Source organism: Gordonia namibiensis NBRC 108229 (assembly GCF_000298235.1).
Lineage (GTDB): Bacteria > Actinomycetota > Actinomycetes > Mycobacteriales > Mycobacteriaceae > Gordonia > Gordonia namibiensis.
On the sequence record NZ_BAHE01000020.1, the window covers coordinates 147,440 to 173,202 of the forward strand.

23 protein-coding genes are annotated in these 25,763 nt (G+C 66.6%); 14 read left to right on the plus strand and 9 right to left on the minus strand.

The window, feature by feature from the left end:
* Positions 1 to 4 precede the first annotated feature (4 nt).
* A complete protein-coding gene (locus GONAM_RS12720; protein WP_006867161.1) occupies positions 5 to 1,468 on the plus strand; it encodes a flavin-containing monooxygenase in 1,464 nt (487 codons plus the stop codon).
* A gap of 38 nt (positions 1,469 to 1,506) precedes the next feature.
* On the opposite strand, the gene GONAM_RS12725 is transcribed toward GONAM_RS12720, so the two are convergent.
* Positions 1,507 to 1,947: a MarR family winged helix-turn-helix transcriptional regulator gene (locus tag GONAM_RS12725; RefSeq protein WP_006867162.1), complete on the minus strand. Its 441-nt coding sequence runs from the start codon at positions 1,945 to 1,947 to the stop codon at positions 1,507 to 1,509.
* A gap of 93 nt (positions 1,948 to 2,040) precedes the next feature.
* Between GONAM_RS12725 and GONAM_RS12730 the strand changes: the two genes are divergently transcribed.
* The 5 genes from GONAM_RS12730 to GONAM_RS12750 all read left to right on the plus strand — a co-directional run bounded on the left by GONAM_RS12730 (position 2,041) and on the right by GONAM_RS12750 (position 9,279).
* The gene (locus GONAM_RS12730; protein ID WP_040536348.1) at positions 2,041 to 2,931 is read left to right on the plus strand and encodes an alpha/beta fold hydrolase; all 891 of its coding nucleotides are present in this window, start codon (positions 2,041 to 2,043) and stop codon (positions 2,929 to 2,931) included.
* 166 nt (positions 2,932 to 3,097) lie between these two features.
* The gene (locus GONAM_RS12735; protein ID WP_083876421.1) at positions 3,098 to 4,564 is read left to right on the plus strand and encodes a class I adenylate-forming enzyme family protein; all 1,467 of its coding nucleotides are present in this window, start codon (positions 3,098 to 3,100) and stop codon (positions 4,562 to 4,564) included.
* A gap of 121 nt (positions 4,565 to 4,685) precedes the next feature.
* Positions 4,686 to 6,548, plus strand: coding sequence for a DUF3556 domain-containing protein (locus GONAM_RS12740; protein WP_006867165.1), 1,863 nt, complete (start codon positions 4,686 to 4,688; stop codon positions 6,546 to 6,548).
* Positions 6,545 to 7,972, plus strand: a complete 1,428-nt coding sequence (locus GONAM_RS12745; protein WP_006867166.1) for a phytoene desaturase family protein — start codon at positions 6,545 to 6,547, stop codon at positions 7,970 to 7,972. Before GONAM_RS12740 ends, GONAM_RS12745 begins: the two co-directional genes overlap by 4 nt.
* 23 nt (positions 7,973 to 7,995) lie before the next feature.
* Positions 7,996 to 9,279, plus strand: coding sequence for a PucR family transcriptional regulator (locus GONAM_RS12750; protein WP_040536351.1), 1,284 nt, complete (start codon positions 7,996 to 7,998; stop codon positions 9,277 to 9,279).
* A 9-nt stretch (positions 9,280 to 9,288) separates the two neighbouring features.
* Here the strand turns inward: GONAM_RS12750 and GONAM_RS12755 are convergent, their stop codons facing one another.
* The gene (locus GONAM_RS12755; protein WP_006867168.1) at positions 9,289 to 9,759 is read right to left on the minus strand and encodes a hypothetical protein; all 471 of its coding nucleotides are present in this window, start codon (positions 9,757 to 9,759) and stop codon (positions 9,289 to 9,291) included.
* A gap of 414 nt (positions 9,760 to 10,173) precedes the next feature.
* Here GONAM_RS12755 and GONAM_RS12760 point away from each other — a divergent pair, with 414 nt between their 5' ends.
* Positions 10,174 to 10,533: a UBP-type zinc finger domain-containing protein gene (locus GONAM_RS12760; protein WP_006867169.1), complete on the plus strand. Its 360-nt coding sequence runs from the start codon at positions 10,174 to 10,176 to the stop codon at positions 10,531 to 10,533.
* A 49-nt stretch (positions 10,534 to 10,582) separates the two neighbouring features.
* Complete coding sequence (locus tag GONAM_RS12765) at positions 10,583 to 11,848, plus strand: NAD(P)/FAD-dependent oxidoreductase (protein ID WP_006867170.1); 1,266 nt, start codon at positions 10,583 to 10,585, stop codon at positions 11,846 to 11,848.
* Here GONAM_RS12765 and GONAM_RS12770 read toward each other — a convergent pair.
* The gene (locus GONAM_RS12770) at positions 11,845 to 13,593 is read right to left on the minus strand and encodes a DUF3556 domain-containing protein (RefSeq protein WP_006867171.1); all 1,749 of its coding nucleotides are present in this window, start codon (positions 13,591 to 13,593) and stop codon (positions 11,845 to 11,847) included. The two genes, GONAM_RS12765 and GONAM_RS12770, sit on opposite strands and share 4 nt — an antisense overlap.
* An 85-nt stretch (positions 13,594 to 13,678) precedes the next feature.
* A complete protein-coding gene (locus GONAM_RS12775; protein ID WP_006867172.1) occupies positions 13,679 to 14,119 on the minus strand; it encodes a winged helix-turn-helix transcriptional regulator in 441 nt (146 codons plus the stop codon).
* 113 nt (positions 14,120 to 14,232) lie between these two features.
* On the opposite strand from GONAM_RS12775, the gene GONAM_RS12780 reads away from it, so the two are divergent.
* Positions 14,233 to 15,153 carry an alcohol dehydrogenase catalytic domain-containing protein gene (locus GONAM_RS12780; protein ID WP_006867173.1) on the plus strand — a complete coding sequence of 307 codons (921 nt, stop codon included), beginning with the start codon at positions 14,233 to 14,235 and terminating at the stop codon, positions 15,151 to 15,153.
* Here the strand turns inward: GONAM_RS12780 and GONAM_RS12785 are convergent.
* The gene (locus GONAM_RS12785; protein WP_006867174.1) at positions 15,143 to 16,114 is read right to left on the minus strand and encodes a hypothetical protein; all 972 of its coding nucleotides are present in this window, start codon (positions 16,112 to 16,114) and stop codon (positions 15,143 to 15,145) included. The two genes, GONAM_RS12780 and GONAM_RS12785, sit on opposite strands and share 11 nt — an antisense overlap.
* A gap of 125 nt (positions 16,115 to 16,239) precedes the next feature.
* Here GONAM_RS12785 and GONAM_RS12790 point away from each other — a divergent pair, with 125 nt between their 5' ends.
* On the plus strand, positions 16,240 to 17,115 hold the full coding sequence (locus tag GONAM_RS12790) for a hypothetical protein (protein ID WP_006867175.1): 876 nt from the start codon (positions 16,240 to 16,242) through the stop codon (positions 17,113 to 17,115).
* A 6-nt stretch (positions 17,116 to 17,121) separates the two neighbouring features.
* Here the strand turns inward: GONAM_RS12790 and GONAM_RS12795 are convergent, their stop codons facing one another.
* Complete coding sequence (locus tag GONAM_RS12795; protein WP_040536320.1) at positions 17,122 to 17,844, minus strand: GNAT family N-acetyltransferase; 723 nt, start codon at positions 17,842 to 17,844, stop codon at positions 17,122 to 17,124.
* Positions 17,845 to 18,082: 238 nt separating this feature from the next.
* Between GONAM_RS12795 and GONAM_RS12800 the strand changes: the two genes are divergently transcribed.
* On the plus strand, positions 18,083 to 18,793 hold the full coding sequence (locus GONAM_RS12800; RefSeq protein WP_006867177.1) for a DUF1275 family protein: 711 nt from the start codon (positions 18,083 to 18,085) through the stop codon (positions 18,791 to 18,793).
* Between the two features lie 149 nt (positions 18,794 to 18,942).
* Here the strand turns inward: GONAM_RS12800 and GONAM_RS12805 are convergent, their stop codons facing one another.
* The 3 genes from GONAM_RS12805 to GONAM_RS12815 all read right to left on the minus strand — a co-directional run bounded on the left by GONAM_RS12805 (position 18,943) and on the right by GONAM_RS12815 (position 21,984).
* Entirely contained in the window at positions 18,943 to 19,461 is a 519-nt protein-coding gene (locus GONAM_RS12805) for an OsmC family protein (RefSeq protein WP_006867178.1), read from the minus strand.
* Between the two features lie 97 nt (positions 19,462 to 19,558).
* Positions 19,559 to 20,380 carry a universal stress protein gene (locus GONAM_RS12810; RefSeq protein ID WP_006867179.1) on the minus strand — a complete coding sequence of 274 codons (822 nt, stop codon included), beginning with the start codon at positions 20,378 to 20,380 and terminating at the stop codon, positions 19,559 to 19,561.
* Positions 20,377 to 21,984, minus strand: coding sequence for an MDR family MFS transporter (locus GONAM_RS12815; RefSeq protein ID WP_006867180.1), 1,608 nt, complete (start codon positions 21,982 to 21,984; stop codon positions 20,377 to 20,379). Before GONAM_RS12815 ends, GONAM_RS12810 begins: the two co-directional genes overlap by 4 nt.
* Before the next feature lie 301 nt (positions 21,985 to 22,285).
* Here GONAM_RS12815 and GONAM_RS12820 point away from each other — a divergent pair, with 301 nt between their 5' ends.
* The 3 genes from GONAM_RS12820 to GONAM_RS12830 all read left to right on the plus strand — a co-directional run bounded on the left by GONAM_RS12820 (position 22,286) and on the right by GONAM_RS12830 (position 25,725).
* Positions 22,286 to 23,956 (plus strand): NERD domain-containing protein, encoded by a 1,671-nt coding sequence (locus GONAM_RS12820; RefSeq protein WP_006867181.1) that lies wholly within the window; start codon positions 22,286 to 22,288, stop codon positions 23,954 to 23,956.
* 26 nt (positions 23,957 to 23,982) lie between these two features.
* Positions 23,983 to 24,663 (plus strand): DNA alkylation repair protein, encoded by a 681-nt coding sequence (locus tag GONAM_RS12825; RefSeq protein WP_006867182.1) that lies wholly within the window; start codon positions 23,983 to 23,985, stop codon positions 24,661 to 24,663.
* A 216-nt stretch (positions 24,664 to 24,879) separates the two neighbouring features.
* Entirely contained in the window at positions 24,880 to 25,725 is an 846-nt protein-coding gene (locus GONAM_RS12830; protein WP_051992550.1) for a DUF5995 family protein, read from the plus strand.
* Positions 25,726 to 25,763: the final 38 nt, after the last annotated feature.

Genomic DNA, 25,763 nt, shown 5'->3' on the forward strand with positions numbered 1-25,763 from the left:
TCCAATGGCAACACCAGTCAGAGTGGCGATCATCGGAACCGGATTCAGCGGGATCGCTGCAGCTGTCGAGCTGCAGCGCAAGGGTATCGATGACTTCGTGATGTTCGAACAGGCGCCGGCCCTGGGCGGGACCTGGTTTTACAACCGGTACCCGGGCGCCGAGGTCGATCTGGAATCGCACATCTACTCGTTCTCGTACGAGCGCTACAACTGGTCACGTACACACGTCGACTGGAGTGAGCTCCTCGGTTACCTGAACTATGTCGCCGCCAAGCACAGGCTGATCGAGCACATGCGATTCAACGAAGCGGTCGAGGACGTCACATGGTCAGACGAAGCCCGGCAGTACACCGTGACGACGAGCTCGGGTAAGGATCATGGTGCATTCACCGCTGTGATCAGTGCCGTCGGGTTCCTCAACATCCCGTTGATCCCGCCGTTTGCGCGTGGTGACCACGACTTCCAGGGCGACATCTGCCACACCTCGCGTTGGATCGAGGGATTGCAAATGGCCGGCAAGAAGGTCGGCGTCGTCGGCACTGGATCGTCTGCGGTGCAGATCGTGACCGAAGCGGAGAAAGTCGCCTCTGAGGTGAAGATCTTCCAACTCGAGCCGAATTGGATTCTGCCCAAGGACAGTCGAAAGTTCTCTGCCACCGAGCTTCGTTTCAACCAGTTCGCTCCCGTGTACTGGTACCGGCGGCTCCGCCTGTACTTCGACTACGACAAGCGGCAGATCACCGCCGGCCACGCGCGCGCCAACGGTAAAGTGAACCGTCTCCGGTACGCGAAGTCGCTGGCGTTCTTGCATCGTGAACTCGGATCGCGTCCGGATCTGCTCGAGATGGCCACCCCGAAGTTTCCGTTTGAAGGTCGCCGGACTGTTCTCAGTGACACCTACTACAACGCGCTGAAGAGTCCGCATGTGACGCTGGTGCCGCATGGCGTCAAAGGGTTGACGAAGCAGGGGGCGATCGACGCGAACGGAGACGAACACGAGCTCGACCTCATCGTGCTGGCAACAGGTTTCGATGCATCCAACTACCTGGGCAACTTTGAGGTGCACGGCGAAGGCGGAGCGGATCTACACGAGCAGTGGGCCGGAGAACCCGAGGCGCTCTTGGGTCTGATGGTGCCGAACTTCCCGAACTTCTTCATCATGTACGGCCCGAATACCAACTCGGTGCCGCTAGTGTCGTTCTACCAGGCCCAGGCGAAGTTCGCGGCCGGCTCGATCGCGAAGCTACGCAACAAGTCCATGACTCGTATTCGAGTGCGTGAGCGGGCTTTCGACGCGTACAATAAGTGGCTTCAAGACCAACTGTCGAAGACGGTGTGGGCGGACACCGCGAACTATTTCCGGGCCAAGTCCGGGAAGGGCAAGATCGTCTCGCAGTGGCCGCTGGGTGCGACACCCTACTTGCTCGCCACCAAACTGTTCCGTCGAATCGGTACCCACGCTGACTGAACCAGTACTGGAGAGGGCCCCCGTCGTTGAGGCGGGGGTCATTTCTCTTCGGGGACCCCGTCGCGGAGAATCCTGAGCGCATTCTCGGTCTCGGCGACCCGGTCCGCGCCGAGTGCCGCCTCCCACCGCACGCGAATGCGGTCGAAGGCCGCGCTTCCGACTCTGATGGCCTCGCGTCCGCGGGCGGTGATGCGCAAACTCTTGCGCCGGGCGTCGTCGGCGTCCGCGGCGCGTTCGACGTAACCCAACCCTTCCAGCGCGGTGATCGTCTTCGCGGCGGCCTGACGCGAGACGCCCAGGCGCCGGGCGAGAGATGCCGCGTTGCCCGCTCCGTCGTCGATGGCCTCCATGGCGAGTTCGTTGGACACCGTCAGGCCCGGGTGTCCGGCGTCGGCCAGTTCGTCGACGACCTCGCGCGTCATCGCATCGAAGGTCTCGAGCAGCAAGCGGGCGAACTGGGCCCCGCGGGAAACATCCACGACCGGAGGTTACCGACCGCCTCGGCTATTGACAACCAGGTTGACAGATACCTACCGTATTGACAACCAGGTTGACAGAACGAGGGAATGGTCATGAGTGTGGAAGCGCGCAGTGCAACCAGGGCGACGATCCCCGAGGTGGAACACCACGTCGCGTACGTGAACGGGACGTCGCTGCACTATGTCTCGGCGGGGAGCGGTGGTTCGCCCATCCTGCTCGTCCACGGATTCCCGGAGTCGTGGTGGACATTCCACCGACTGATTCCATTGTTGGCGAAGGGCCACCAGGTGTTCGCCGTCGATCTGCGCGGTTTCGGTCACTCTGCGGTCGCGGGCGAAGACTTTGGTGGTGCCATGGCGGCGGATGATCTACATCAGCTCATCCGGTACCTCGCTGTTGGTCCCATGCATGTTCTGGCGCAGGATATCTCGGGCGGCTCGGTCTATCGGCTCGCCTCCGCGCATCCCGAACTCGTGCGGAGCCTGATCGGGGTGGAGACGGGGCTCGCCGGGTTCGGTCTCGAAGGGTTCGCCGATGTCGTCCACGGGGGATCGTGGCACATCGGTGCGCTGGCCGCACCGGGAATCGCCGATCTGCTGTTCGCTGGGCGGGAACGGAAGGTCCTCGGCGACTGGGCGTTTCCGACGATGACGCGTGTCGAGGGGGCGGTCGACGAAGCCGATCTCGACGAGTTCGTGCGGGTGTTCGCGCGAGAAGGTGGCTGGCGAGGAGCGGCAGGCCTGTATCGATCCATGCTCTCCGAGGGTGATGAGTTCCGGGCCAAGGCGGTGGTGTCGTTGACCATGCCGATGCTCGCGGTGGGAACCTACGGTGGCCCGTTCACCGCTCGGACACTGGCTCAGATCTCCGCAGGGCCCGTCTCGACGATCGAGTTCGACGGCGTCGGGCATCATGTCGCGCTCGAGGCGCCGGATCGCTTGGCGCAGGTGATCGACGATTTCCTGACCGACGCGGACGGCTGACACCTCGACGGGCGGTCGCGGTCGCGCAGGGATGCGTTTGTGCTCCGAGCACAAACGCCCCTCCCAAGTCTGGCCTCCCGGGCCGTTCCAGATCACTGTGCGGTTCCTTAGTGTTCTGGATCACATACCGGAGGACAAACGTCAAATGCCTGGGGAGGACCTACCCGTGACCAGTTCCTATTTCGCCTGGGACCTGACGAAACGCGGCGACGCACCGTGCGTACGCGACGACGTGACCGCACTCGATTACGCGGCCTTCGCCGAACGTGTCGACGCTGCGGCTGAGCAGTTCGCCGCTCGAGGTGTCGGACGGGGTGACGTGGTGGCGACCTTCCTGCCGAACCGCGTCGAACTACTGATCACGTTGATGGCGGCCTGGCGACTCGGGGCGGTCGCCACGCCCGTCAATCCCGCCTTCACACCCGACGAGGCCGAGTACCAGCTCGCGGACTCGGGTGCGCGCCTCGTCGTCGGAGTGACCGCCGGCGGCACCGATGCCCATCGCGACTTCCTCCCCGTCGACGACCTCGCCACCTCGCCGAACCCGCGCTGGCGGGCCCCGGCCGCGCCGAGCTTCGACGACGACGCCCTGCTCATCTACACGTCCGGCTCGACCGGCCGCCCCAAGGGGGTGCGCCTCTGCCACGGGAACCTGCACCACATGGGATCGTCGATGGCGCAGCACTTCTCGCTCACCGATCGGGACCATGCCCTTCTCGTGTTGCCGCTGTTCCACGTCAACGCCATCTGCGTGAGCTTCCTGGCGCCGATGCTCGTCGGCGGGCAATTGAGCATCACTGGCAAGTTCTCGCCCAGCCGATTCTTCGACGACGTCGCGCGACTGAAGCCGACGTACTTCTCTGCGGTTCCGACCATCTACGCACTCCTCGTCTCGCAGCCCGGCCTCACCCCGGATGCCACCGCGTCGCTGCGATTCGCGGTCTGCGGCGCTGCCCCGATCTCCAAGGAACTGCTCGACCGCGTCGAACAGGCCTTCGGCATCCCGATCGTCGAGGGTTACGGGCTCACCGAGGGCACGTGTGCGTCTGCCTGCAACCCGGTGGACGGAGTGCGCAAACTCGGCACGGTCGGGCCTGCGCTTCCGGGCCAGCACATCGTCATCGTCGACGCCACGGGATCCGAGGTGCCGGTCGGTGAGATCGGCGAGGTTGTCATCAGCGGCCCGAATGTCATGCGCGGCTATCTGAATCGTCCCGACGCCACTGCGTCGACGGTCGTCGACGGCCGGTTGCACACCGGTGACGTCGGCCGCCTCGACTCCGACGGCTACCTGACCCTCGTCGACCGGATCAAGGACATGATCATCCGCGGTGGCGAGAACATCTACCCGAAGGAGATCGAGAACGCGCTCGCCACCCACCCCGACGTCCTCGAATGCGCCGTCGTCGGCGCCCCCGACGAGCTCTACGGTGAGTTGCCGGTCGCTTTCGTGGTCGCCTACCCGGACCGGAACCCGTCGGCCGAGGAACTCGCCGCCCACATCGCCGACCGACTCGCGAAGGTCAAGCAGCCCAGCCTGATCCACGTCGTCGAAGCCCTGCCGCGCAACCCGGTCGGCAAGGTCGACAAGCCGGCCCTGCGCAACGAGTTGCGCAGCCCGGCACCCATCTGACGACCCCCACACGATCCGTCAACTCGCAGCCGTCCCCGGCTGCCGAGGCGACACCCCACGCGCCACGGACCCCCGCGACGCCCGAATCCAGTGACATCCACCGGAAAAGGAGTGCACAGCAATGGGACTCACCCAACCCGATTTCCCCCAAGTGGACCCGGACACATTCCTCCAGAGACCGTTCTTCGACCGGATCCGCACACTCGGCGCCCATTGGGCCGATTGCGGATTCGGCACACCGAAGATGGTGCACATCATCTATCTGGCAAAGGTCTTCGTCTTCTACGTCGGCGTGGGGATCACCATCGCGACCCTGACGTCCGGGCTCAACCCGCTCCACGTCACCGAGTGGTGGAACCAGCCCATCGTCTACCAGAAGGCGATCCTGTGGACGGTGCTGGTGGAGATCCTCGGCATCGGCGGCTCCTGGGGTCCGCTGGCCGGCCACTTCAAGCCGATGACCGGCGGCCTCCTCTACTGGTTGCGACCCAAGACGATCCGGCTCCCACCGTGGCCCGACAAGGTGCCCTTCACCAAGGGTGATTCCCGCACCCCCTTCGACGTCGCGATCTATGCCCTCATCCTCACGAATCTCGTTGTCGCGATCGCACTTCCGGGTGTCACCTCGAACTCCCTCGACGCCGCGATGGCCGACAACCACGGCCTGGTGAACCCGACGCTGATGTACCCGCTGATCGCCCTGATCATCGTGATGGGACTACGGGACAAGGTCATTTTCCTGGCCGGACGATCCGAGCAGTACCTGCCCGCCATGATCTTCTTCGGAATCCTGCCGTTCGTGGACATGATCCTCGCGCTCAAGCTGCTGATAGTGACCGTCTGGGTCGGTGCCGGCATCTCCAAGATGGGGCATCACTTCTCGATGGTGATCGCGCCGATGCTGTCGAACACCCCGTGGCTGCCGAGCAAGACCATCAAACGTGCGCACTACCGCAACTTCCCCGAGGACATGCGGCCGTCGAAGCTGGCCGGCGGTGTCGGACATGTGCTGGGCACCATCGTCGAGATTGTCACACCCCTGGTGCTGCTGTTCTCCACCAACAAGACCCTCACCGTGGCGGCGGTCGTGCTGATGGTGTGCTTCCACCTCTTCATCCTGTCGACGTTCCCGCTGGCCGTTCCCCTCGAATGGAACATGCTGTTCGCCTACGCGTCGGTGTTCCTGTTCCTCGGGTTCCCGGCTTGGGACGGCTACGCCCTCACCGACACCTCGACCCCGTGGGGCCTGGTGCTGATCGTCGCGGCGCTCTGTTTCTTCCCGGTTCTGGGCAACCTGCGGCCCGACCTCGTCTCCTTCCTGCCGTCGATGCGTCAGTACGCCGGCAACTGGGCGTCGGCGACCTGGGCGTTCGCGCCGGGCGCCGAGGAGAAGCTCGACAAGTACGTCGTGCGGCCGGCCAAGAACACCCGCACGCAGCTGCTCGAGTCGTACCCGCCGGAGGTCGCCGACGTCGTGATGCACCAGCTGCTCGCGTGGCGGTCGATGCACAGCCAGGGCCGCGCCCTGTACTCGCTGATGATGCGTCACCTCGGGTCGGACATCGACACCTACACCCTGCGCGAGGCGGAGTTCTCCTGTAACTCGCTGGTGGCCTTCAACTTCGGCGACGGACACCTGCACGACGAGAAGCTGATCGCCGCCCTGCAGCGACGCTGCAACTTCGCGCCGGGTGAGTTCACCGTCGCGTGGATCGAGTCGCAGCCGATCCACAAGGGCACGCAGAGCTACAAGGTGATCGACGCCGCGCTGGGTGTCATCGAGACCGGCACCTACCGGGTCGTCGACGCGATCAACGAACAGCCCTGGCTGCCGAACGGGCCGATCCCGTTCGAGGTCGAGTGGACGCTCGACGTTGACGCCCGTCGCGCGGTCACCGATCCTGAGGTGGTGCGTGAACCGCAGATGCGCCGCAACGACCGCGGCACGTCGCCCGTACCGGCGACAGACCAGGTGCAGCAGTGACCACTGCTGTCGTGGTCGGCGGCGGGCCCAACGGGCTCGCCGCCGCCCTGCACCTGGCCCGCAACGGGGTGCAGGTGACGGTGCTGGAAGCCGCAGACACGGTCGGGGGTGGCGCACGGTCCGGCGAACTGACCGTCCCGGGCGTCATCCACGACCACTGCTCGGCGTTCCATCCGCTCGGAGTGGGATCGCCGTTCTGGGCCGAGGTCGGGCTCGAGAAGTACGGGCTGGTGTGGAAGTGGCCGGAGATCGACTGCGCCCACCCGCTCGATTCCGGTGACGCCGCGCTGCTGTACCAGTCGATCACCGAGACCGCCGCCGGCCTCGGTTCCGACGGCAGCCGCTGGCGGTCGCTCTTCGGCGACCTGGCCGAACACTTCGACGACCTCGGCGAGGACCTGCTCCGGCCGATCGTCAACGTCCCCGGACACCCGATCCGCCTGGCGGCCTTCGGTCCCCGCGCGGTACTGCCGGCGACCGTGCTCGCGCGGTGGTTCCGAACCGACCGGGCGCGTGCGCTCTACGGCGGCATCGCCGCGCACCTGTTCTCTCGACTCGACCGGCCGTTGACGGCTTCACTCGGTCTGATGATCGCCGCAAGCGGGCATCGATACGGGTGGCCGGTCGCCGAGGGCGGTTCCGGCGCCATCATCGCGGCGGTGTCGGCAGCGCTGCTCGACGCCGGCGGCAAGATCGAGACCGGAGTCCGGGTCAGCTCCCGTGCGGACATACCGTCGGCCGACCTCGTCCTGCTGGATCTGTCGCCCGCACAAGTGCTCTCGATCTACGGTGACGCCATGCCTGCGCGGATTCGCCGTTCTTACCGGCGGTACCGCGTCGGGTCGTCGGCCTTCAAGGTCGACTTCGCCATCGACGGCGACATCCCGTGGACCAATCCGGATTGCGTGCGGGCCGGAACCGTCCACCTCGGCGGCGATTTCGACGAGGTCGCGTACACGGAGAAGCAGCGCGCCGCGGGGGTCATGCCGTCCCGGCCCTTCGTCCTGCTCGGTCAGCAGTACGTCGCCGATCCCAGCAGGAGTGCGGGCGGCATCAACCCGATCTACGCCTACGCGCACGTCCCACGAGGCTTCGACGGCGACGCCACCGATCAGATCGTGGCGCAGATCGAGAGATTCGCGCCGGGCTTCCGCGACCGCATCGTCGCCACGACGAGTATGGGCACCGAGGCGCTGCATCAGGGCAACGCCAACTTCGCGGCCGGCGACATCATCGGCGGCGCCAACGACGGGCTGCAGATGGTCCTGCGACCCCGCCTCGCGGTCGATCCGTACTCGACAGGCGTTCCGGGCGTGTACATCTGCTCCCAGGCGAGCCCGCCGGGCGCCGGTGTGCACGGGCTGTGCGGCTACCACGCCGCCGAGTCGGCGCTACGGCACAACCGTAAGAGCTTGGTGCGGTGACCGGTTCGGGTTCCTTCCGGTCGATGTCGACGGCCGCCGGTGACGCCGCCCGCGACCGGCTGGCCGGGGTACCCGCCGCCGCGGGTTCCGAGCTCCTCGAACATGCGGCACTGGTGGCGAAGATGTTGCGGGAGAGCGAACCCGAGATCGTCGCCGAGCTGAGCTCGATGATGACGGGCATCGATCAACTCGACACCGACCCGAAACTCGTCGAGCTCCTCGAGGCCAGCGTCCACGGCAACGTGTCGACGATCATTCACGTACTCGCCAACGACATTCCCATCGAGCATCTCCAACCCGCCACTGCAGCAGTGGAATACGCGCTCCGACTGGCGCAGCGTGACGTGCCGTCGAACTCGCTCGTCCGTGCGTATCACCTGGGTCAGAACAATGTGATGCATCGTTGCTACCGGTTGGTGGAAGAACTCGACCTCGACGCCGAGGCGTCGATGGCACTGACCCGACACATCTCCGACGTCGTCTTCGGTTACATCGACTGGATTACGCTCTACGTGTTCGAGGCCTACGAGGACGAGCGTCGCCGGTGGCTGGGCGTCGAGGGCAACGTGCAGTCGGCCGCCATCCACACGTTCCTCGACAGCCTCGACGCCGACGACCGCGACTTCGAGAGCGAGACCGGATACCGCCTGGACCGGAGGCATCTGGCGCTCATCGTGTGGTCGGCCGACGACGACCCGCGCGAGCTGGGCGTGCTCACCCGCGGGGCACGCGATCTGGCCGTGCAGATCGGTGGGGGAGGGGACCCGATCGTCACCGCCATCGACCGGTCGACCGTGTGGGCCTGGATTCCGCTGGGGATTCGCGGTGGGGACGAGAACCTCGCGCAGGCCTCGGTGCCGCCGGGAGTCAGGGTGGCGTGGGGACTCCCCGCATCGGGTGCCCGCGGCTTCCGGCGCACGCACGAACAGGCCCGTGCCGCCTATTCGGTCGCGACGACGCCGGGGAGTTCGGCGGGCCAGGTCGTCGGCTTCGGCGACCGGGGCGTCGCCGTCGTGTCACTGCTTGCCCGCGAACTGGATTCGACGCGGGCCTGGGTCCACGAGGTGCTGGGCGGGCTCGCCGAGGACACCCCGAACGCGGCGATGCTGCGCGAGACGCTGTCGGTGTACTTCGCCACGAAGGAGAGCCACCTCCACACCGCCGAACGGCTGAACCTACACCGCAACACGGTGAAGTACCGCGTCGGCAAGGCGCTGGCCGAGGTTCCGCGCGACCGCGACCGCCTCGACCTCGCCCTGGCCCTCAAGGTCTGCGAGTTCCTCGGCCCCACGGTGCTCGACCGCTAGGTCGGACGGTCAGCCGATCGCGGCCTCGTGTTCCGGTGCGGTGGTCTTCCTCGCCGCCGCGACGGGAGACAGTGCCAGGGCGATGGTGCCGGTCACGACCAGGTGAGACGGGATCTGGGCGTGGAGGGTTCGGCGGTGCCGGGACAGGTCGACGACGGTGATGTCGAGCATCGACCCCGTCGAGCCGGCGCCGGGGAACGCGACGTCGAGGATCGAGGAGTGGAGGGGTAGCGCGGCATCGATGGCCACGACCACGCGTCCATGGGCGACGACCACCGAGGTCATGCGGGTCACCAGCGTCGGATACCACTCTGACGGCTCGCACGAGGTCTGGCTGACGGGCAGTCCGTCGGCGCCGAGATAGAAGGCGACTTTGCGTCGAAGGGATTCCTCTCGCAACGAGAGATCGCCTGCGAGAATGTCGTCCCCGACGGCGTTGAGCTGGGCTCCCCAGGTGGCTGCATCGAAGGTACTGGTCACTTCTGACCCCTCTCGGCGAAGGACTGCGTTCTCACAGTGTGACCGATCGGGGGGCGTTCCGCACCTCGACGCGGCGGAAAAACGTTGACCAACAACAGAATTGAAGACCTGCCGAGGATCGTGCGCACACGCTGGCTCGGGCGCCGATCCGGCGCGAACGACGATCGGGTCCCCGACCGCGATCTCGTCGTGTGCCTCCGATCATGGCGCAACCGGCGAACCTGCGCACCTCGGACACGCCGTTGTCGATTGTTCGAGGGAACCGCGATACCGGCTAGCCGGTAGTCCCGTGCACCGGCCAGCCTCCGGTCGGGTTGGCAGTCAGCATCGACGACATCCGCCCGCCATCGGACGAGCCTTGGAGTCACCGATCCAAGGACTCTGCAGCGACACTGCGCGAGAGGGGCTCTCACCATGAACGACACATCGATCGACACCACCGTTCCGCCGAGCGGACCGGGTTGCGTCGAATGCGAAGCCGCCGGGTCCTGGTGGTTCCACCTGCGGCGATGCGCCGAGTGCGGCCACATCGGCTGCTGCGACGACTCCCTCAGCCGCCACGCCCGTCAGCACGCCGCCGAAACCGGACACCCGGTCATGCAGAGCTTCGAACCCGGGGAGAACTGGTTCTACAGCTTCCGAACCCGTCAGGTGTTCGACGGCCCGACGATGGTCGAACCCACCTCCCACCCAGCCGACCAGGGCGTGCCGGGCCCGGTCGGTCGTGTGCCCGACGACTGGGTCCGGCAGCTGAACCACGCCCACGCACGCTGACTTCCGAAACACTCTCGACCACCGCACTTCACGAATCACGGAGCCCCTCATGTCCACAACGCCGAATTCGCACGCCACCGACCTCGTCACCGTCTACGGTCGCAGCCAGTGCCGGCGAGCGTTCGAGCTACGCGACTTCCTCAGCCGGAGCGTCGTCCACTTCCAATGGGTCCCGATCGACAACGATGTCGACTGCACCCGGCGCTTCGGTCTTCCGCTCGACGAGACAGACCTTCCGATCGTCGACCTCTCTGACGGTTCACGGCTGCACTCGCCGACGGTCGCGGAGCTGGCGGACCAGCTCGGGTGGGTCCGGGAACCCAGGCTGCAGGAGTACGACGTCGCGATCTACGGCGCCGGGCCGGCGGGTCTGTCCGCCGCGGTCTACGCGGCTTCTGAGGGGTTGAGTGTCGCCGTCCTGGAGCGCGAGGCCGTCGGCGGGCAGGCCGGTTACAGCAGCCTCATCGAGAACTACCTCGGCTTCCCGAAGGGCATCCCCGGTGGCGAACTGACGGAACGTGCCCGCCAGCAGGCGGTCTCGTTCGGCGCCGAACTCCTCCTCATGCGCGACGGGATGCAGACCCGCTTCGCCGACGATCGGGTGTACACGACCCTGAACGACGGCACGACCGTCGTCTCACGGACTGCGGTGTGCACCACCGGAGTCGAGTGGCGACGCCTCGGAATCCCCGACGAAGAGCGCTATATGGGCTGCGGCCTGTTCTACGGGGCGGGGACCAGCGAGGCGTCGACGTGCTCCGACCTCGAGGTGTTCGTCGTCGGCGGCGGCAACTCGGCGGGCCAGGCGGTGATGAACCTGTCGGCGCACTCCAAGCGCGTCACCATGCTGGTTCGCGGGCCGTCCCTGTCGGCGACGCTGTCCGCCTATCTCGAGGAGCGGGTCGTCCGGCAACCCAACGTCGAGATCAGGACGAACACCCGGGTGGTCGGCCTCGACGGAGCGCAGGGGCTGACATCGATCCGTCTCGAGGACACCAAGACCGGCGCCGTCGAGGATGCCGACACGGAACGACTCTTCGTGTGCATCGGCGGCGACCCCGCCACCGAATGGGCCGCCGGGACCCCGCTGGTGCGCGACGATCACGGATTCCTCATCACCGGACCCGATCTCGTGCGCACCCATCACGAGGCGCACTGGCCGCTCGAGCGTGCCCCCTACTACATGGAGACCTCGGTTCCCGGCTTCTTCGCGGCGGGCGACGTCCGCCGGAACTCGGTGAAGCGCGTGGCATCCGCCGTGGGTGAAGGGGCGATGGCGGTCACCTTCGTCCACAGTTACCTCGCCTCGACCTAGCTGTGAACGCCGGTGTGGCTCCCGTCGGCGCGCCACGTCACCGTCGTCGGGACCTCGTCGTCCCAAGGCTGGCGGGTGACGAGGTCGGCGACCCGGACATACCCGCGTTCGAAGACGCCGGTCGCCGGATCGATCAGGCGGTACTCCTGGGTCTGGCGATGGATCGGCTGGGCGTCGAGCAGGACGATCCGGACCTCACCGGGCTCGAAATGGCAACGCCGCTGCAGTGATTCGATCAGCTGTTCGTTCGAGAGGTGACCGTCGCCGAAGTTCCAGCCCATGGCGGTACTGCAGATCCGCTCACCGTCGGTGAGCACGTACTGCTCCTCGGGAGTGCCGGCGATCGCGCGATGTGCGAGCGTGAACAGCGCCCGGCCGTGACTGTTGAAGGCGCGGAACGCATATCCCATGTAGAGCGGGATCTGGGCGGCTTCGGGGCTGCCGTAGAAGCGTTCGAGCTGGGCGGCGGGCATCGAGGCGATGGCGACGATGCCCGCCTCGATCTTTGCCGACCCCGACGGTTTGATGCACCACAACCCGGTGTCCCAGTTGCCCGCGTAGTACCGCATGCCCGGCAGGAACGACACCTTGCGCGGCATCAGGTTCCCGACGACGACGGTCGTCGCCGACACCGCGAACAGCAGGAGCGGCCAGGGTGATTCGAGATCGGTGAGGCCGATGCCCGGGTGTCCGACGAAGATCGCCAGGATGCCGAACATCATGAAGACGTTCCACTCCAGCGGGACGCCCATCGGGATCGACGACAGGATGCCGAAGTGGAAGACGAGCATGATCGCGGCGGCGATCCCACCGACCCATCCGCCGTGCGAGAAGAACAGCACGATGGGGACGAGTCCCTCGACAGCGGTGGAGAAGTGGGCGATCCAGCGGGAGCGTCGTCCGGGGCGCAGGTCGTCGGGGAAGTCCTCGAAGAACTTGCGTTTGATCTTCGGCGACCGCCAGATCGGGTTGTTCGACATCATCGTCGCGATGACGAAGGGGAAGTGCTTGTTCAGCTTCGACGTCGCCGCGCCCAGCCAGATGCACAGGAACAGGAGTTTGGCGCCGATGATCATGTCGACGCCGCTGAACAGGAACGTCACCGTGAGCGCCCCGTACACCTCGCCGCGCGCCGCGAGGAAGACCGTCTTGTCGCGGAGTCCGATCGCGGCGAGAAGCGCGAGGACCGTCCAGATCTGCCACAGCGGCAGCACGCCGACAGTCGTGTCGAGAGCGGGGACCGCGCCCGACCCGGGGCTGAACAGTGCGATCAGCACGACGACGATCAGCGCGCCGTAGAGCGCGACGTCGACCGGGGTTCGGGTGTCGCCCGCGGTCAGCGGGATGCGCGGCCACGGGGGCTGGCGGATCGTCTTCGGGCGCAACCAGTAGAGGATCGAACCGAAGGGTGGGAAGAAGCGGTTGTTCAGCGGACCGAACCCGCAGCCGAATCCCACGACCTCGAACAGCATCGTGTAGAGCACGATCTTCTGGAAGACGATCGGCTCGTCGTACCACTCGGTGACCGCGAAGAAGCCGTCGATGCCGGGCGTCGAGATGACGATCGTCCAGCCGATCAGGATGTAGGCGAGGATCTTTCCGACGTAGAACAGGTGCAAGGCGACCGGCGTCCCGAATCCGACCTCGGCCCAGTGTCGCGCCATCGGTCGGATTTTCTCCGCGCGCGTGCCCTGGCTCCAGGTCGGGAAATCGATGTCCGGCGTGGTCTGCTTCAGGAATCCCATCGATGCTGAACGTAACAAACCAAGCGATTGCTTGGGGCCTGATCGGACCTGGTTGGGCGAGTTCTTCGGCGTACGTACGCTCCGGTCACCGGTGAGCGGCGTCGTACCTCTCGCGGCTCGCGTGTACCTCGTCCATATGGGTCTCTGCCCAGGTCTTGATGGACGCCATGACGCCGTGCAGGGAGAGCCCGAGGTCGGTGAGTTCGTAGGTGACGGTGACCGGGACCGTGGGGGTCACGGTGCGCGTGAGGAGACCATCGCGTTCCATCGAGCGCAGCGTTTGCGTCAGCATCTTCTGACTGACCCCGGCCAGGCGTTGTGCCAGTTGGGAATAGCGCATGGCCCGCGGGCCGCCGGGACAGTCGTTGCCAGGGGTAGGGCCGTCGCTGCCGAGCGCGGCGAGGATGAGCGCGACCCACTTGTTGGAGATGCGGTCGAGGAGCTGGCGGCTGGGGCACTGCGCGAGGAATGCGTCGTACTGCGCGCGAGCCTCGGCTCGTTTGTCGGCCGCGGTCTGAGTCGGCATGGCGGCACCCTTTCATTCCAGTACCTAACGCACTTCGAAGTGCGTACTTCCCAATAGAGAGTTGCTCTCTCATGGTGGTTCATAGAAGCGCCACACATAAGAAGGAGCACGCCATGAACACATATCGAGACACTTTTCGTGCCGCCGTCGTGACCGCACCGTCGGGATCCGATTCGATCGAGATCGTCGACGTCCCGGTGCGGCGACCCGCGGACGGCCAGGTGCGCGTCGCGGTCGCCGCTGCGTCGATCAATCCGGTCGACCTCGCGGTCTCGTCGGGGTTCTTCCATTCGGTGGGGGTGATCAGCGGCAACGCGGCCGTCGGATTGGGGATGGACTTCGCAGGCACGGTCCTCGAGTCCGGTGCCGGCGTCGACCTCGCCCCGGGAACCCGGGTGGCCGGTGTCCTGCCCGGCTTCGACCATCCGACCGGCGCCTACGCCGAAGAGGTCGTGGTCCCGGTCGATGCGGTGGCCGTCGTACCGGAATCACTGGATCTCGTCGCGGCGTCGACCGTGGCCATCAACGCCCTTGCCGCCGAGCAGATCCTCGACCTGCTCGGCGAGCCCGGACCCGGCAGCGACCGACTGCTCGTGACCGGTGCGGCCGGAGTGGTCGGTGGATACCTGCTGGTCCTGGCCCGGCGTCGAGGATGGGACGTCACCGGGCTGGCCCGGCCGGCCGACGAGGAGTTCGTCCGCGGCCTCGGCGCCGGCTTCCTCGACAGGCCGCAGGGCGGCTGGCCCGCGGTCGCCGACGCCGCGGCGATGCAGGAGGGCGCACTCGCGCTGGTGCGTGACGGTGGCCGGTTGGTCGGGGTGATGCCCGGTCGAGCGCCGGGCGCCGAACGTGGGATCACCGTCGAGGTGGTGGACTCGCATGCCGATGGTCGGCTCGGACGACTGTTGGAACTCGCCGCAGCGGGTGAGCTGCCGATCCGGGTCGAGGGGACGCTGCCCCTCGATCAGGCTGCCGATGCTCAGAAGGCCGCGGCGAAGCCGGGCCGGCGGGGTCGGTGGGTGATCACGCCGTGACGATGTGCGGCGCGGGCGGATCGAAGCTGGGGTTGTCGGGGAGGGGTGACTCACCCTTCGCGTCGCCGATCTCCTTCACCGTCTTCAGGCCGGAGAGCCTCGAGTCTCCGCGCCGCGCGAGCGAGTCGTCGTACCACTCGAACCACGGGTAGCCGTATTGCAGATACTCCTCGATCGTGGGAGGAGCGTGGTGCGGAGCGGTGCCGGTCAGTCCCTCCCAGTCGGCGCTGTTGACGATGCGCAGGACGGCCTCGCCGATGGTGCCGGTGTCCCAGTTGGTGCGCGGTTCGATCGGCGTCGCGATCGACTGCGTGATCGATCCGCCGGCGCCCATGCCCATCGCGCCGGCCGCCCCGGGCGCTTCTGCGCACAGAACCATCATGTCGGGGTCGTCGAGGGTCGGCTCTTCGCGTCGAGTGGCGGTCCGCTCGTTCCAGACCGACCCGCGCAGCGGCGTGACCTGGATGCGGAGGCTTCCGTCGTCGGCTCCGGTGAGCTGCTCCGCGGCCGTGTAACCGCCACCGAGAGGCATCGCGACGAACTGCCGGACGGTCTTCTCGTCGACTCGGAAGCCGTCGAGCCAAGGCTGCTCGGGGACCTCGAAGTAGTCCTCGCCCTGGAAGTCGACGGCATCGGAGAAGTCGTCTCCGGTGACCGCGTTGATACCGCCGACGGAGATCCGGACCAGGAACGGGTAGTCCTCGGGCGAGGAGAAGCTGAACCACGCGGCCTCGGCCTGCCACATCGGGAGCAGGACGTCGGAACCGGCCCAGGTGCGCGACCAGTGGGCCACGGATTCCGCGTTCGTCAGCGGGAAGGAGCCGATGCTCGGTGGCAGCCCGTAGGTGGTCTCGTCGTCGGGAACGCGGAGGGTGCGATGTACGCGGATGTGCAGCCGGGCGTCGGGGTGGACGTCGGGGAAGGCGAATTCCAACTGGTTCCGGGTGACGGTGGGGGACATGTGCGGCCTCCGGCTGGTGCTGATGTGTGTCGTCGACGGTAGAGGTCGGGTCCGACAATTCCCGGTGTCCGCGGACCTGCGTTCGAACGGGCGACGGGACCGGCGGCGAGTGGTTCACTGGAAGCATGGTGTTCGTCGCGGTGGCCGTCTTCGTGGTGGTGGTCGCGGTCGCGCTCGTCCTGCTGATGTCCACGGCGATCGGTGCCTTCTCGGCGATGTTCAGCGAGATGAGAGCCGACTCCGCTCGGCGGCGCGCCCGACGCGGTGATTCACCGGTGTCGACGGCAGGCCCCGTCGCGTCGACCTCGGCAGATCCGCTCGGGGAGCTTGCCGACGACATGCGGTTGGCGCAGGCCCGACGCTGGGCGTCGTGCCGGTCCGTGCAGAGCCGTCTCCCCGACCAGACGAACGAGACATCCGGATACGTCGCCCGCGCCCTGGACATCTGGGGTGGCGGCGACCTCGACCGGCTCAGAGGCGACCGCGTCGGACAGATCGTCTGGACGACGGCGATGGTCGCCGACAGCGTGGCCCGTCACCCGGCCTGGAAGCTGGACTTCTTCGACCGCCATGCCGTCCGCGTCGATCTCGACGGCGAGGTCGCCTCGATCGCCACCGCCGCCGCCGGACTGCGCGACCAACTCGACATCCTCGGTGATTCACCCAAGGGCCACCTCGGCGTCGACGACGAGGTGATCGCCACCTTCACGGAGAAGTCGCGGGTGCTGTCCTGGCGACTCGACGGCCTCGTCGCACGCGTGGAGGCGTTCGCCGACTACGAGCAGATCGTCGCCCGCATCCAGCAACGCCAGGAGAAGCAGGCCTGGCTCGACCGGGTCAGTGCGATAGACGAATTCGAGCACGTCGTCGACGCCGAGTGGGACCGCGCCGAGAGCGACCGCGTCCGCAACATGGCCGGCGAATCCGAGGTCCTGGCCTCGATCTACCTGCATGAGATTGCCCCACTGGCGAAGTCGCTCAAGCGGAGTGACGCGGCATAGGGCTCGTCACGACGGGGCGATGACCACCTGGAACAGGACTTCCTTCCGGACCTGGAAGCCCAGCTGCTCGTAGAGGCGGATCGCGTTCACGTTGGTCGCCTCCGCATGCAGGATCGGCGTTGCACCCCGATCCCCAATCCCCTGTGCGAGCGCGAGAACCAACCGTGACGCGAGGCCCTGTCCGCGGTGATCGGGATCGGTGCACACGGCGCTGATCTCGGTGTGTCCCAGGAGAGTGAGTCGTTCGCCGCCCATCGCGATCAGGCGGCCGTTGCGTCGAATCCCGAGGTAGGTGCCCATCTCGATGGTGCGCTTACGGAACGGCCCGGGACGGGTGCGCCGAACGAGGTCGGTCATCTCCGGGACGTCGTCGGCGGTCAGTCGGATGACGGCATCGTCGGGTCTCGCGGGTACTCCGACGTCGACCATCTGCACCCCGGGCAGGTGCATCTTCGACTGCCAACCGGCAGGCGGGGTGTCGGCGACGACCGGGAGGAACAGAGCACCTCCCGGGCCGACCAATCGGGCGGCGTCGGCCCATTCCTCGGCGGTCGGGCCGTCCGGGAGGGCGGCCATCGGGCACACATCGGGGTGGTATCGCAGGGCGGTGCCGACTCTTTCGGCGAACCGCGCATGCGGGCCGGTCAGGGCAGCCCGGGCCGGGTTGTCGAGCGGTGTGTAGCCGGAACGCTCTGTCCCGCCCGCGGATTCGTCGACGCTTCCGGTCACACGGCGACGATACCCGGCGATACGGTCCGGTCCGAGTTCCCGCGGGTCTGTTTCCCTCTCGCTCAGCAGACTTGGTGAGCGGAAGGGAGACACGCGGGCGGGACGGAAACACGCACGCAGGAATCGGGCTACGCAGGACACATGGACGGTGCCGGCCTTACCATCGGGCGATCAACAGCGCTGGTCACGACGTTCCGCGGAACGTCACCAGCGGAATCAGGGCGAGAAGGAGCCGCGCGTGGCGACGAGTGAGCGTGCCCCCGACGTCGGCGTCGACCGTGAGACGACGCGCAATCTCACCTTGATGCTCGTGCTGACGTTCGCGACCGGCGTGGTCGACGCGGGCGGTTTCCTCGGCTTCGACACCGTGTTCCTCGGCAACATGACCGGCAACGTCCTGATCCTCGGAATGGGTGCGGCCGGCGCCGACGGGCTGCCGGTCCTCGCGCTGTCCCTGGCGCTGGTCGCGTTCATCGTCGGCGCCGGGATCGCGAGCCTCTTCCTACGATCAGGCCGCCGCGGATGGAGTCCGCGATTGACCGCCGTGCTGGCGGTATCGGCGTCGCTGGTCGCCGGTACCTCGGTCCTCGTCTGGCTGCAACCGACCGAGCACCTGGCGGCGATGTTCTCCATCGTGATGACGGCGGGTGCGATGGGGATGCAGGCCGCAGCCGCGCGCAACGTAGGTGTCGCGGACGTGACCACCGTCGTCGTCACGTCGACGATCGCCGCCTGGGCTATCGACATGTTCGCCCGCCCCAGCCGGGCCGCGATCCTGAACCGCCGGCTCGCGGCGATCGTCACGATTCTGGTGGGCGCCTTAGTCGGTGCGCTGCTGGTGAAGGTTGCGCTCTGGTCGGTCTTCGCGGTGGCCGCGGTCGTCAGTGCCGTCGTGGTGGTGTGCGGGCATGTACTTGCGGCGGCGGGTGGTTCGGATGCGCCCGTCTGATCACGTTGCGTCTTGTCGCGGAAACCGGCACAAATCGCAACGTGGTCCAAACCCATACAAAGAAACGGTCGGCGAATGCGCTGTTGCGCACTCGCCGACCGTCTTTCAGGTCCCGGCCGAACGGTCGCCGAGCCCGAGGTTCGGGGAAATCAGCGCAGGACGATGTCGACCGGCACTGCGCTGCCGAGGGTGTGGCCGACGGGAGAGCTGGCCTGGACCTTCGCGTGCAGTTCGTCGAGCTTCTCGCGCGGGGCGTCGGAGTCGATGGTGACGTTCGCGGTGATCGAGCTGAAGCCGGCGTGACCCTCGGCGAGTCCGAGGAAGACACGAAGATCGAGGTCGCCCTTGAGATCGATGCGGAGGTCCTTGAGTTCGATGCCGGCCACCGTGGCATTGGCTGCGTAACCGACCGCGAGGCAGTTGCCGAGCGCACCGAGGAGTTGTTCGACGGGATTGGGTGCGGTGTCGCCACCGCCGAGCGCGGCCGGCTCGTCGGACCCTATCGGCGAGAAGTTCCGGACACGGGCCTCGGACGCGAACGCACCGTTCCACTGAACATGTGCAGCCCAGGTCGTCTGCGCCTTGGAGTCGTCGGCCTGGATGGCTTCGACGAGCTGACCGACAGCTGCGATGTCGACGTCATTGAGGCGGGTGGCGGTCTCGGTCATGGTGCTCCTTCGGGCGAACGATGCAGTGGCATCGAACGTAACGAGCAACGGAGGGCGAGACAGCGTTCAGCACCACGCTGATCCGAACTGTCGGAAATCAGGACGCCGCGTGATCGATCACGGCTATGGGATACCGCGAGGCGTGATGGGCGGCGCGGGTCACCGAGGTGGTCCAGACCGGGAAGGTGGTTCCGGCGCGGGGGCGGGTGATGACCAGCAGAGACGCCTGCGGCACCGCCTCGGCGAGGGATCGATGTGGATCGCCGTTGACGAGCTGGATGTTGACGGGGAGCGCGGGATACTGCTGTCGCCACGGCGTCAGGAGGGCGTCGGCCCGCGCGTACACATCCGAGATGTGTTCTGGCGCAGCGTCGTCGGGGATGGCGCAGATGATGGTCACCGATTGACCGATCTCGTGGGCACGCGCGAACGCGGTATTGATGGCGTGTTCCGACGGCGCGTCGACGTCGACGGCGGCGACCACCGGGCCGTCGAAGCTCAAATTTCCGAAAGGCACTGTGACCACCGGGCATTTCGACCGTGCGGTGAGGGTCGCGCTGACGCTTCCGGCGGTGAGTCGTTCCAGCCAGCTCGCCCGATGATGCCCCAGCACCAGGAGGTCGACGTGTTCGGACACCTGCAGTAGCAGCGGAACCGGTAGCTCGGGCTTGACCAGGGTGTCGACGTGCAGATCCGGATGCTGGGCGCGGAGGGACTCGGCGACCGCGTCGGCTCGGGTGAGCGCGGCGTCGCGGATGTTCTCGATGTCGAACTCGGCGAGGCTCTGGGCGGCACCCGCGGGTGCGTATCCGCTGACGAGCAGCAGTCGCCCGCCGCGTCGGAGAGCGGCCGCCGCACCCCATCGTGCAGCGGCCTCCGCCTCCGGGCTGTGGTCGAGCCCGACCGCGACCGTGCTCATCGCGGCTGGGTGTCCTCGGTCGAGGCGAGTGCCGCGGCGGCGGCCTCGGCCCGACGTTCCTCATCGCTGCTCATCGTCTTCAGCGCGACCTCCTTGATGAAGCAGATGGCGACGAGGCTGAGTGCCGCCATGACGCCGGCGACCAGGAAGATCCTCGCCGTGCCATCACCGTAGGCGCCGCGGACGATGTCGGCGATCGGACCGGGCAACTCGTTGAGGTTCGCCAGCCCGGCCTGCGAGCCGCCGGTCTGCCCCGCGTCGATACCGACCGCGCTCAGGCCCTTGGCGATGAGATCGGTGACGTGGTTGGACAGGATCGCACCCAGCACCGACACACCCGAGGCGCCGCCGAGCGACCGGAAGAACGTGACCGTCGAGGTGGCCGCACCCAGATTGGCGGGGCTGACGTTGTTCTGGACCGCGAGCACCAGGTTCTGCATGGTCATACCCATGCCGACACCGAGGACGAACAGGTACACGCCCAGGATCACCATGTTGGTGTGTGCGTCGATCGTGGCGAGCAGTCCGAAGCCGACGGTCATCAGCGCCGCACCGGCGACCAGGTAGGCCTTCCAGCGTCCGAAGCGGGTGATCATCTGGCCGGAGATCGTGGCCGAGACCATCGAGCCGATGATCATCGGCAGCGTCAGCAGACCGGCCGCGGTCGGCGAGTAGCCGCGCGCGATCTGGAAGTACTGACCCAGGAACACCGCACCGCCGAAGAGCGCGACACCGACCGCGACGCTCGCCAGCGTGGCCAGCGTCGTCGTGCGGTCACGGAACAGATGCAGCGGGATGATGGGGCTGCTCACGCGCGACTCGACGAACACCGCGGCGGCCAGCAGAACAACTCCCAGCGCGACGAGGCCGTACGACGTCGCCGACGCCCAGTCGAAGCTCTTGCCGGCGAGGGTCACCCAGATCAGCAGGGTGCTGACGCCGGAGGCGATGAGGAGCGCGCCGCCGTAGTCGATGCTGACCTTCTTGCGGACCACGGGGAGGTTCAGAGTGCGCTGGATGACCATCAGGGCGACGACGGCGAGGGGCACACAGACGTAGAAGGTCCAGCGCCAGCCGAGCCAGCTGGTGTCGACGATCAGCCCGCCGATCAGCGGACCCGCGACGGTGGCGACCGACATCACCGCAGCCATCGGCCCCTGGTAGCGGCCACGTTCGCGGGGGCTGAACATGGTTGCGACCACGATGACGACCAGCGCCTGCAGGCCGCCCAAGCCGAGGCCCTGGATGACGCGGTAGCCGATCAGCATGTCGACGGACTGCGAGGTACCGGCCAGGATCGACCCGATGGTGAAGAGCGCCAGCGACATCTGCACCAGCAGTTTCTTGCTCACCAGGTCCGAGAACTTGCCCCAGATCGGTGTGGTGGCGGTCGACGCCAGCAGGGTCGCGGTGACCACCCACGTGTACTGGTCCTGTGTGCCGTGCAGATCGGTGATGATCGTGGGCAGGGCATTGGACACGATGGTCGACGACAGGAACGCGACGAACATACCCAGCAGGAGGCCGACGAGCGCCTCGATCCGCTGGCGGTGTGTCATCGGGATGTCTTCGACGTCCGCCGGCCCGGTGGCGGGTGCGCTCATACTTCGATACCTCCGCGAGACGCGTCCTCGTACTGACCGGAGGTCGCGCACGGGACGGCACATTGTTGAATGCTGCAACTAGGACAGACGTGAAAGTTGTAACACGCAACTATCGAAGATTGTTCCGGCTGTGGCCGACGCCTCAGTCGCGGACTGGTCGAAACCGTCTCGCGATGTCTCGCCGTGTGATTCCAAACGGTGTCGTCGGCGCGCGATAGCCTTCGCCAGACAGGCATCGACGACGCGAGGTTTGGCCCATGACGAACACGCTGGGTACGGCTGACAGAAGGCGGTATCCGTCATGCCTGCGGTGATCCCCGAGAACCCGCGGTTCGCGGCGGCCAGCGAAGAAGTGGTCTTCGACGTGCTGAACGAGCAACTCGTGGACGAGGATCTGATCGTGGTCGGGCAGCGGGTCACCGACCACTCGAAGGATCACGAGATCGACTTCGTCGTCGCGATCGAAGGGTCCGGGGTCGTGTGTGTCGAGGTCAAGGGCGGCGAGGTGTGGCACGACGGCGAATCGTGGTGGCAGGAGCGCGTCGGGCAGGGCCCGAAGCGGATCGACCCGGTCGCACAGGTCAGGGACGGCTGCTACGCGCTGCGCGATTTCGTCGAACACGATCCCCGATGGACGCAGGGGCGCGTGCGATGGGATCACGTGGTGGTCTTCCCGCATTCGGAGGTCGATTCGAGCTTCGCACTCCCCGAGTGCCCGCGATGGAAGGTCGTCGACCGCACCCAGCTCCACCAGCTCATGCCGCTCATCCGGAATGTACTGCTGCAGAAGGACGTCGACTGGCCGGGCATCGACGCCGACGGGATCATCCAGCTGCGGATCGCGCTCAGCGGCAGGGGGTTACCGCAGCGCGATGTGGTCGCCCGTGCTCTGGAGAACGAGAGCGTCGCCGATACGCTCACCTCCCACCAGGCGGTGATCCTCCGTGCGATCCACCAGCTCAATCGCGTCGAGGTGCGCGGCGGTGCGGGCAGCGGCAAGACCTTCCTCGCCGTCGAGCAGGCACGACGCCTCGCCAAGGACGGTCAGCGGGTTGCCTTCGTCTGCTACTCGCATGGGTTGGCGTCGTTTCTCCGACGACTCACCGCGACGTGGCCACGCAAGGAACGGCCCGCGTATGTCGGCGAGTTCCATGAACTGGGCATCGAATGGGGCGCGCCCACCGGTCCCGACGAGCAGGAACGAACCCAAGCGGCGCAGGACTTCTGGGAACACGAGCTTCCGCAGCAGATGTACGAGCTCGCGCAGGGGCTCGCGCCGGGAAAGCGCTTCGACTCGATAGTGGTCGACGAGGCACAGGACTTCGCCGACGACTGGTGGAAACCGATGCTCGCGTGCCTGCGCGACCCCGAGTCCGGCGGCATCTACGTGTTCAGCGACGAAGCGCAGCGTGTCTTCGCCCGACAGGGGTCGCCGCCGGTGGACCTGGTGCCGCTGGTCCTCGACCACAACCTCCGCAACACCAAGCAGATCGCCGAGACCTTCAAACCGCTTGTGGGACAGCGAATGCAGTTGCACGGTGGCAACGGGCCGGCTGTGACCTTCGTGCCGTGCGCGGCAGCCGACGCGCTCGACGCCGCCGACGACCAGATCGACCCGCTGCTCGACAAGGGATGGCGGCCCGAGGACATCGCGCTGCTGACCACCGGGAGCCGCCACTCCGAACAGAAAGCGCGCCAGGCCGAGGGCACCCGGGAGTACTGGGAGTCGTTCTGGGACGGTGATCAGGTCTTCTACGGTCACGTCCTCGGTTTCAAGGGACTGGAACGACGCGTCGTCGTGCTGGCGCTCAACGAGACGAAGGCGTGGGATCGGTCTCGCGAACGCCTCTACGTCGGATTGTCCCGCGCCCGTGATGATCTGGTGGTCTGTGGTGATCCCGAGTTCGTTCGGGAGGTCGGTGGACCCCAGGTTGCTCGCCAACTCGGCATCGCCGACACGGAACCGCAGTGATGACAACGGAAGTGTGGAGACCAGGCATGGCAGCGGTGGACGACGTACTCGCGGAACTGGAATCCCTCGGTTCCGAGCAGACACGCAAGACCTACCGCCGACACGGGGTCGGCGACAACCAGTTCGGTGTCAGCTACTCCGCGCTCGGGAAGCTCAAGAAGCGGATCAAGACCGACCACGAACTCGCTCTGGGATTGTGGGACAGCGGGAATCATGATGCGCGCGTTCTGGCCTCCATGATCGCCGATCCCGAGAAGTCCGACCCGACGCTCCTCGGCGCCTGGGCGCGCGACGTCGACAACTACACGCTCTCCGACGCGGTGTCCGGGTACGCGGCGTCGACCCCACTGGCGAAGGACACCGCCGAGCGTTGGATCGAATCGGACCACGAGTTCGTCGCCGCGATGGGATGGGGGATCCTCGCCACCATCGCGACAAAGGACAAGAAGCTGCCGGACTCCTACTTCCGACAACTGCTCTCGCGGATCGAACGCGACATCGCGAGCGGCCAGAACCGCGAGCGGTACTCGATGAACACGGCGCTCATCGCGATCGGGGTACGGAACGACGCTCTCGAATCGGAGGCGTTGGCTGTGGCTGCCCGGATCGGCACCGTCGTCGTCGACCACGGCGACACCAGCTGCAAGACGCCGGACGCCGCGGCCTACATCGCGAAGACGAAAGAACATCGCGCGCGGAAGCGCTGACCCACTCGGACTCTCAGGACCGAGTGGGCAGGCCTCCGACCAGGACATTTGCCCCAGTCGCGGCCCGTTGTCTCGCGTACAGGGACCTTGGCCCCGACCATAAGTGGACTTATGTCCCGCGGCTGTAGGGACCTAGTTACCCGAAGTGAGAAGATCTGAGCCCACCGCGTCTCTGACCGTTTGGTCTGGCTGAAGGCCTCCCTACGCTCCGCAGGCATGAATGCCAGACGCGCCCTCTGTGCGGGCCTCGCAGCAGTCGCTGTCTTCGTCGGTGGGGCCGGCGTACTGACCCCGGCGGCCACTGCTGCTCCCGCAAGTCGCTGTGCCCCCGCCTCGACCCCTGAGACGAAGCAGCGACTCTCGGAACTGACCGACACGTCCGAGATCAAGACCTTCGACGATGCGCGCTCCACGATCAGCGACCTGCGCAAAGAGCTCAGCAAGTCGAACAACTATCTCGGCACGTTCCCGATCGCCTTCGACAACATCCTCGACCTCGTCGGACCCAGCATCGATTCCGGAATCTATGAACATCCGGAGTGGGCGTCGGACCTCGCCGTGGAGGTCGTCCGCCTGTACGTCGGGAACCTCCACGAGTACGTCACCGGCGGTGAGCCGCAGGCGCATTGGGCGCAGGCCTTCGCTCTCACGACCGCGTGCGATCGCAGTCCCGGACGGGTTCTGCTCGGGCAGATCTTCGCCCATCTCCTCGTCGACTTCCCCTACGCGCTGGAGAACATCGACACGACGCCCGGCCACACCCGGGACTTCTACACCTTCGGCGGTGCGCTCGTCGACGCCACACCGACGATCGTCAAAGACGTCAAGCGCACCTACGGTGTCGACCTCGGCCCTCTGTTCACCGCGTGGTTCGTCGGCGACCTGATCGGCGACAGCCAGGCCACGACGCTCCTCTTCCAGTCGACCCGGACCGCTGCGCTCGTCAACAGTTTCGGCTTGCAGAACCCGGCAACCCGTGGCGTGACCGTGGCCGAGATCAATGCACTGTTCCAGACGGCGAATGTGGCGCTCGACGTGATGGAGAAGCTCGGCCAGATCTGAGAGAAGAACGCGAGCCGGTGACAACCGGTCACCGGCTC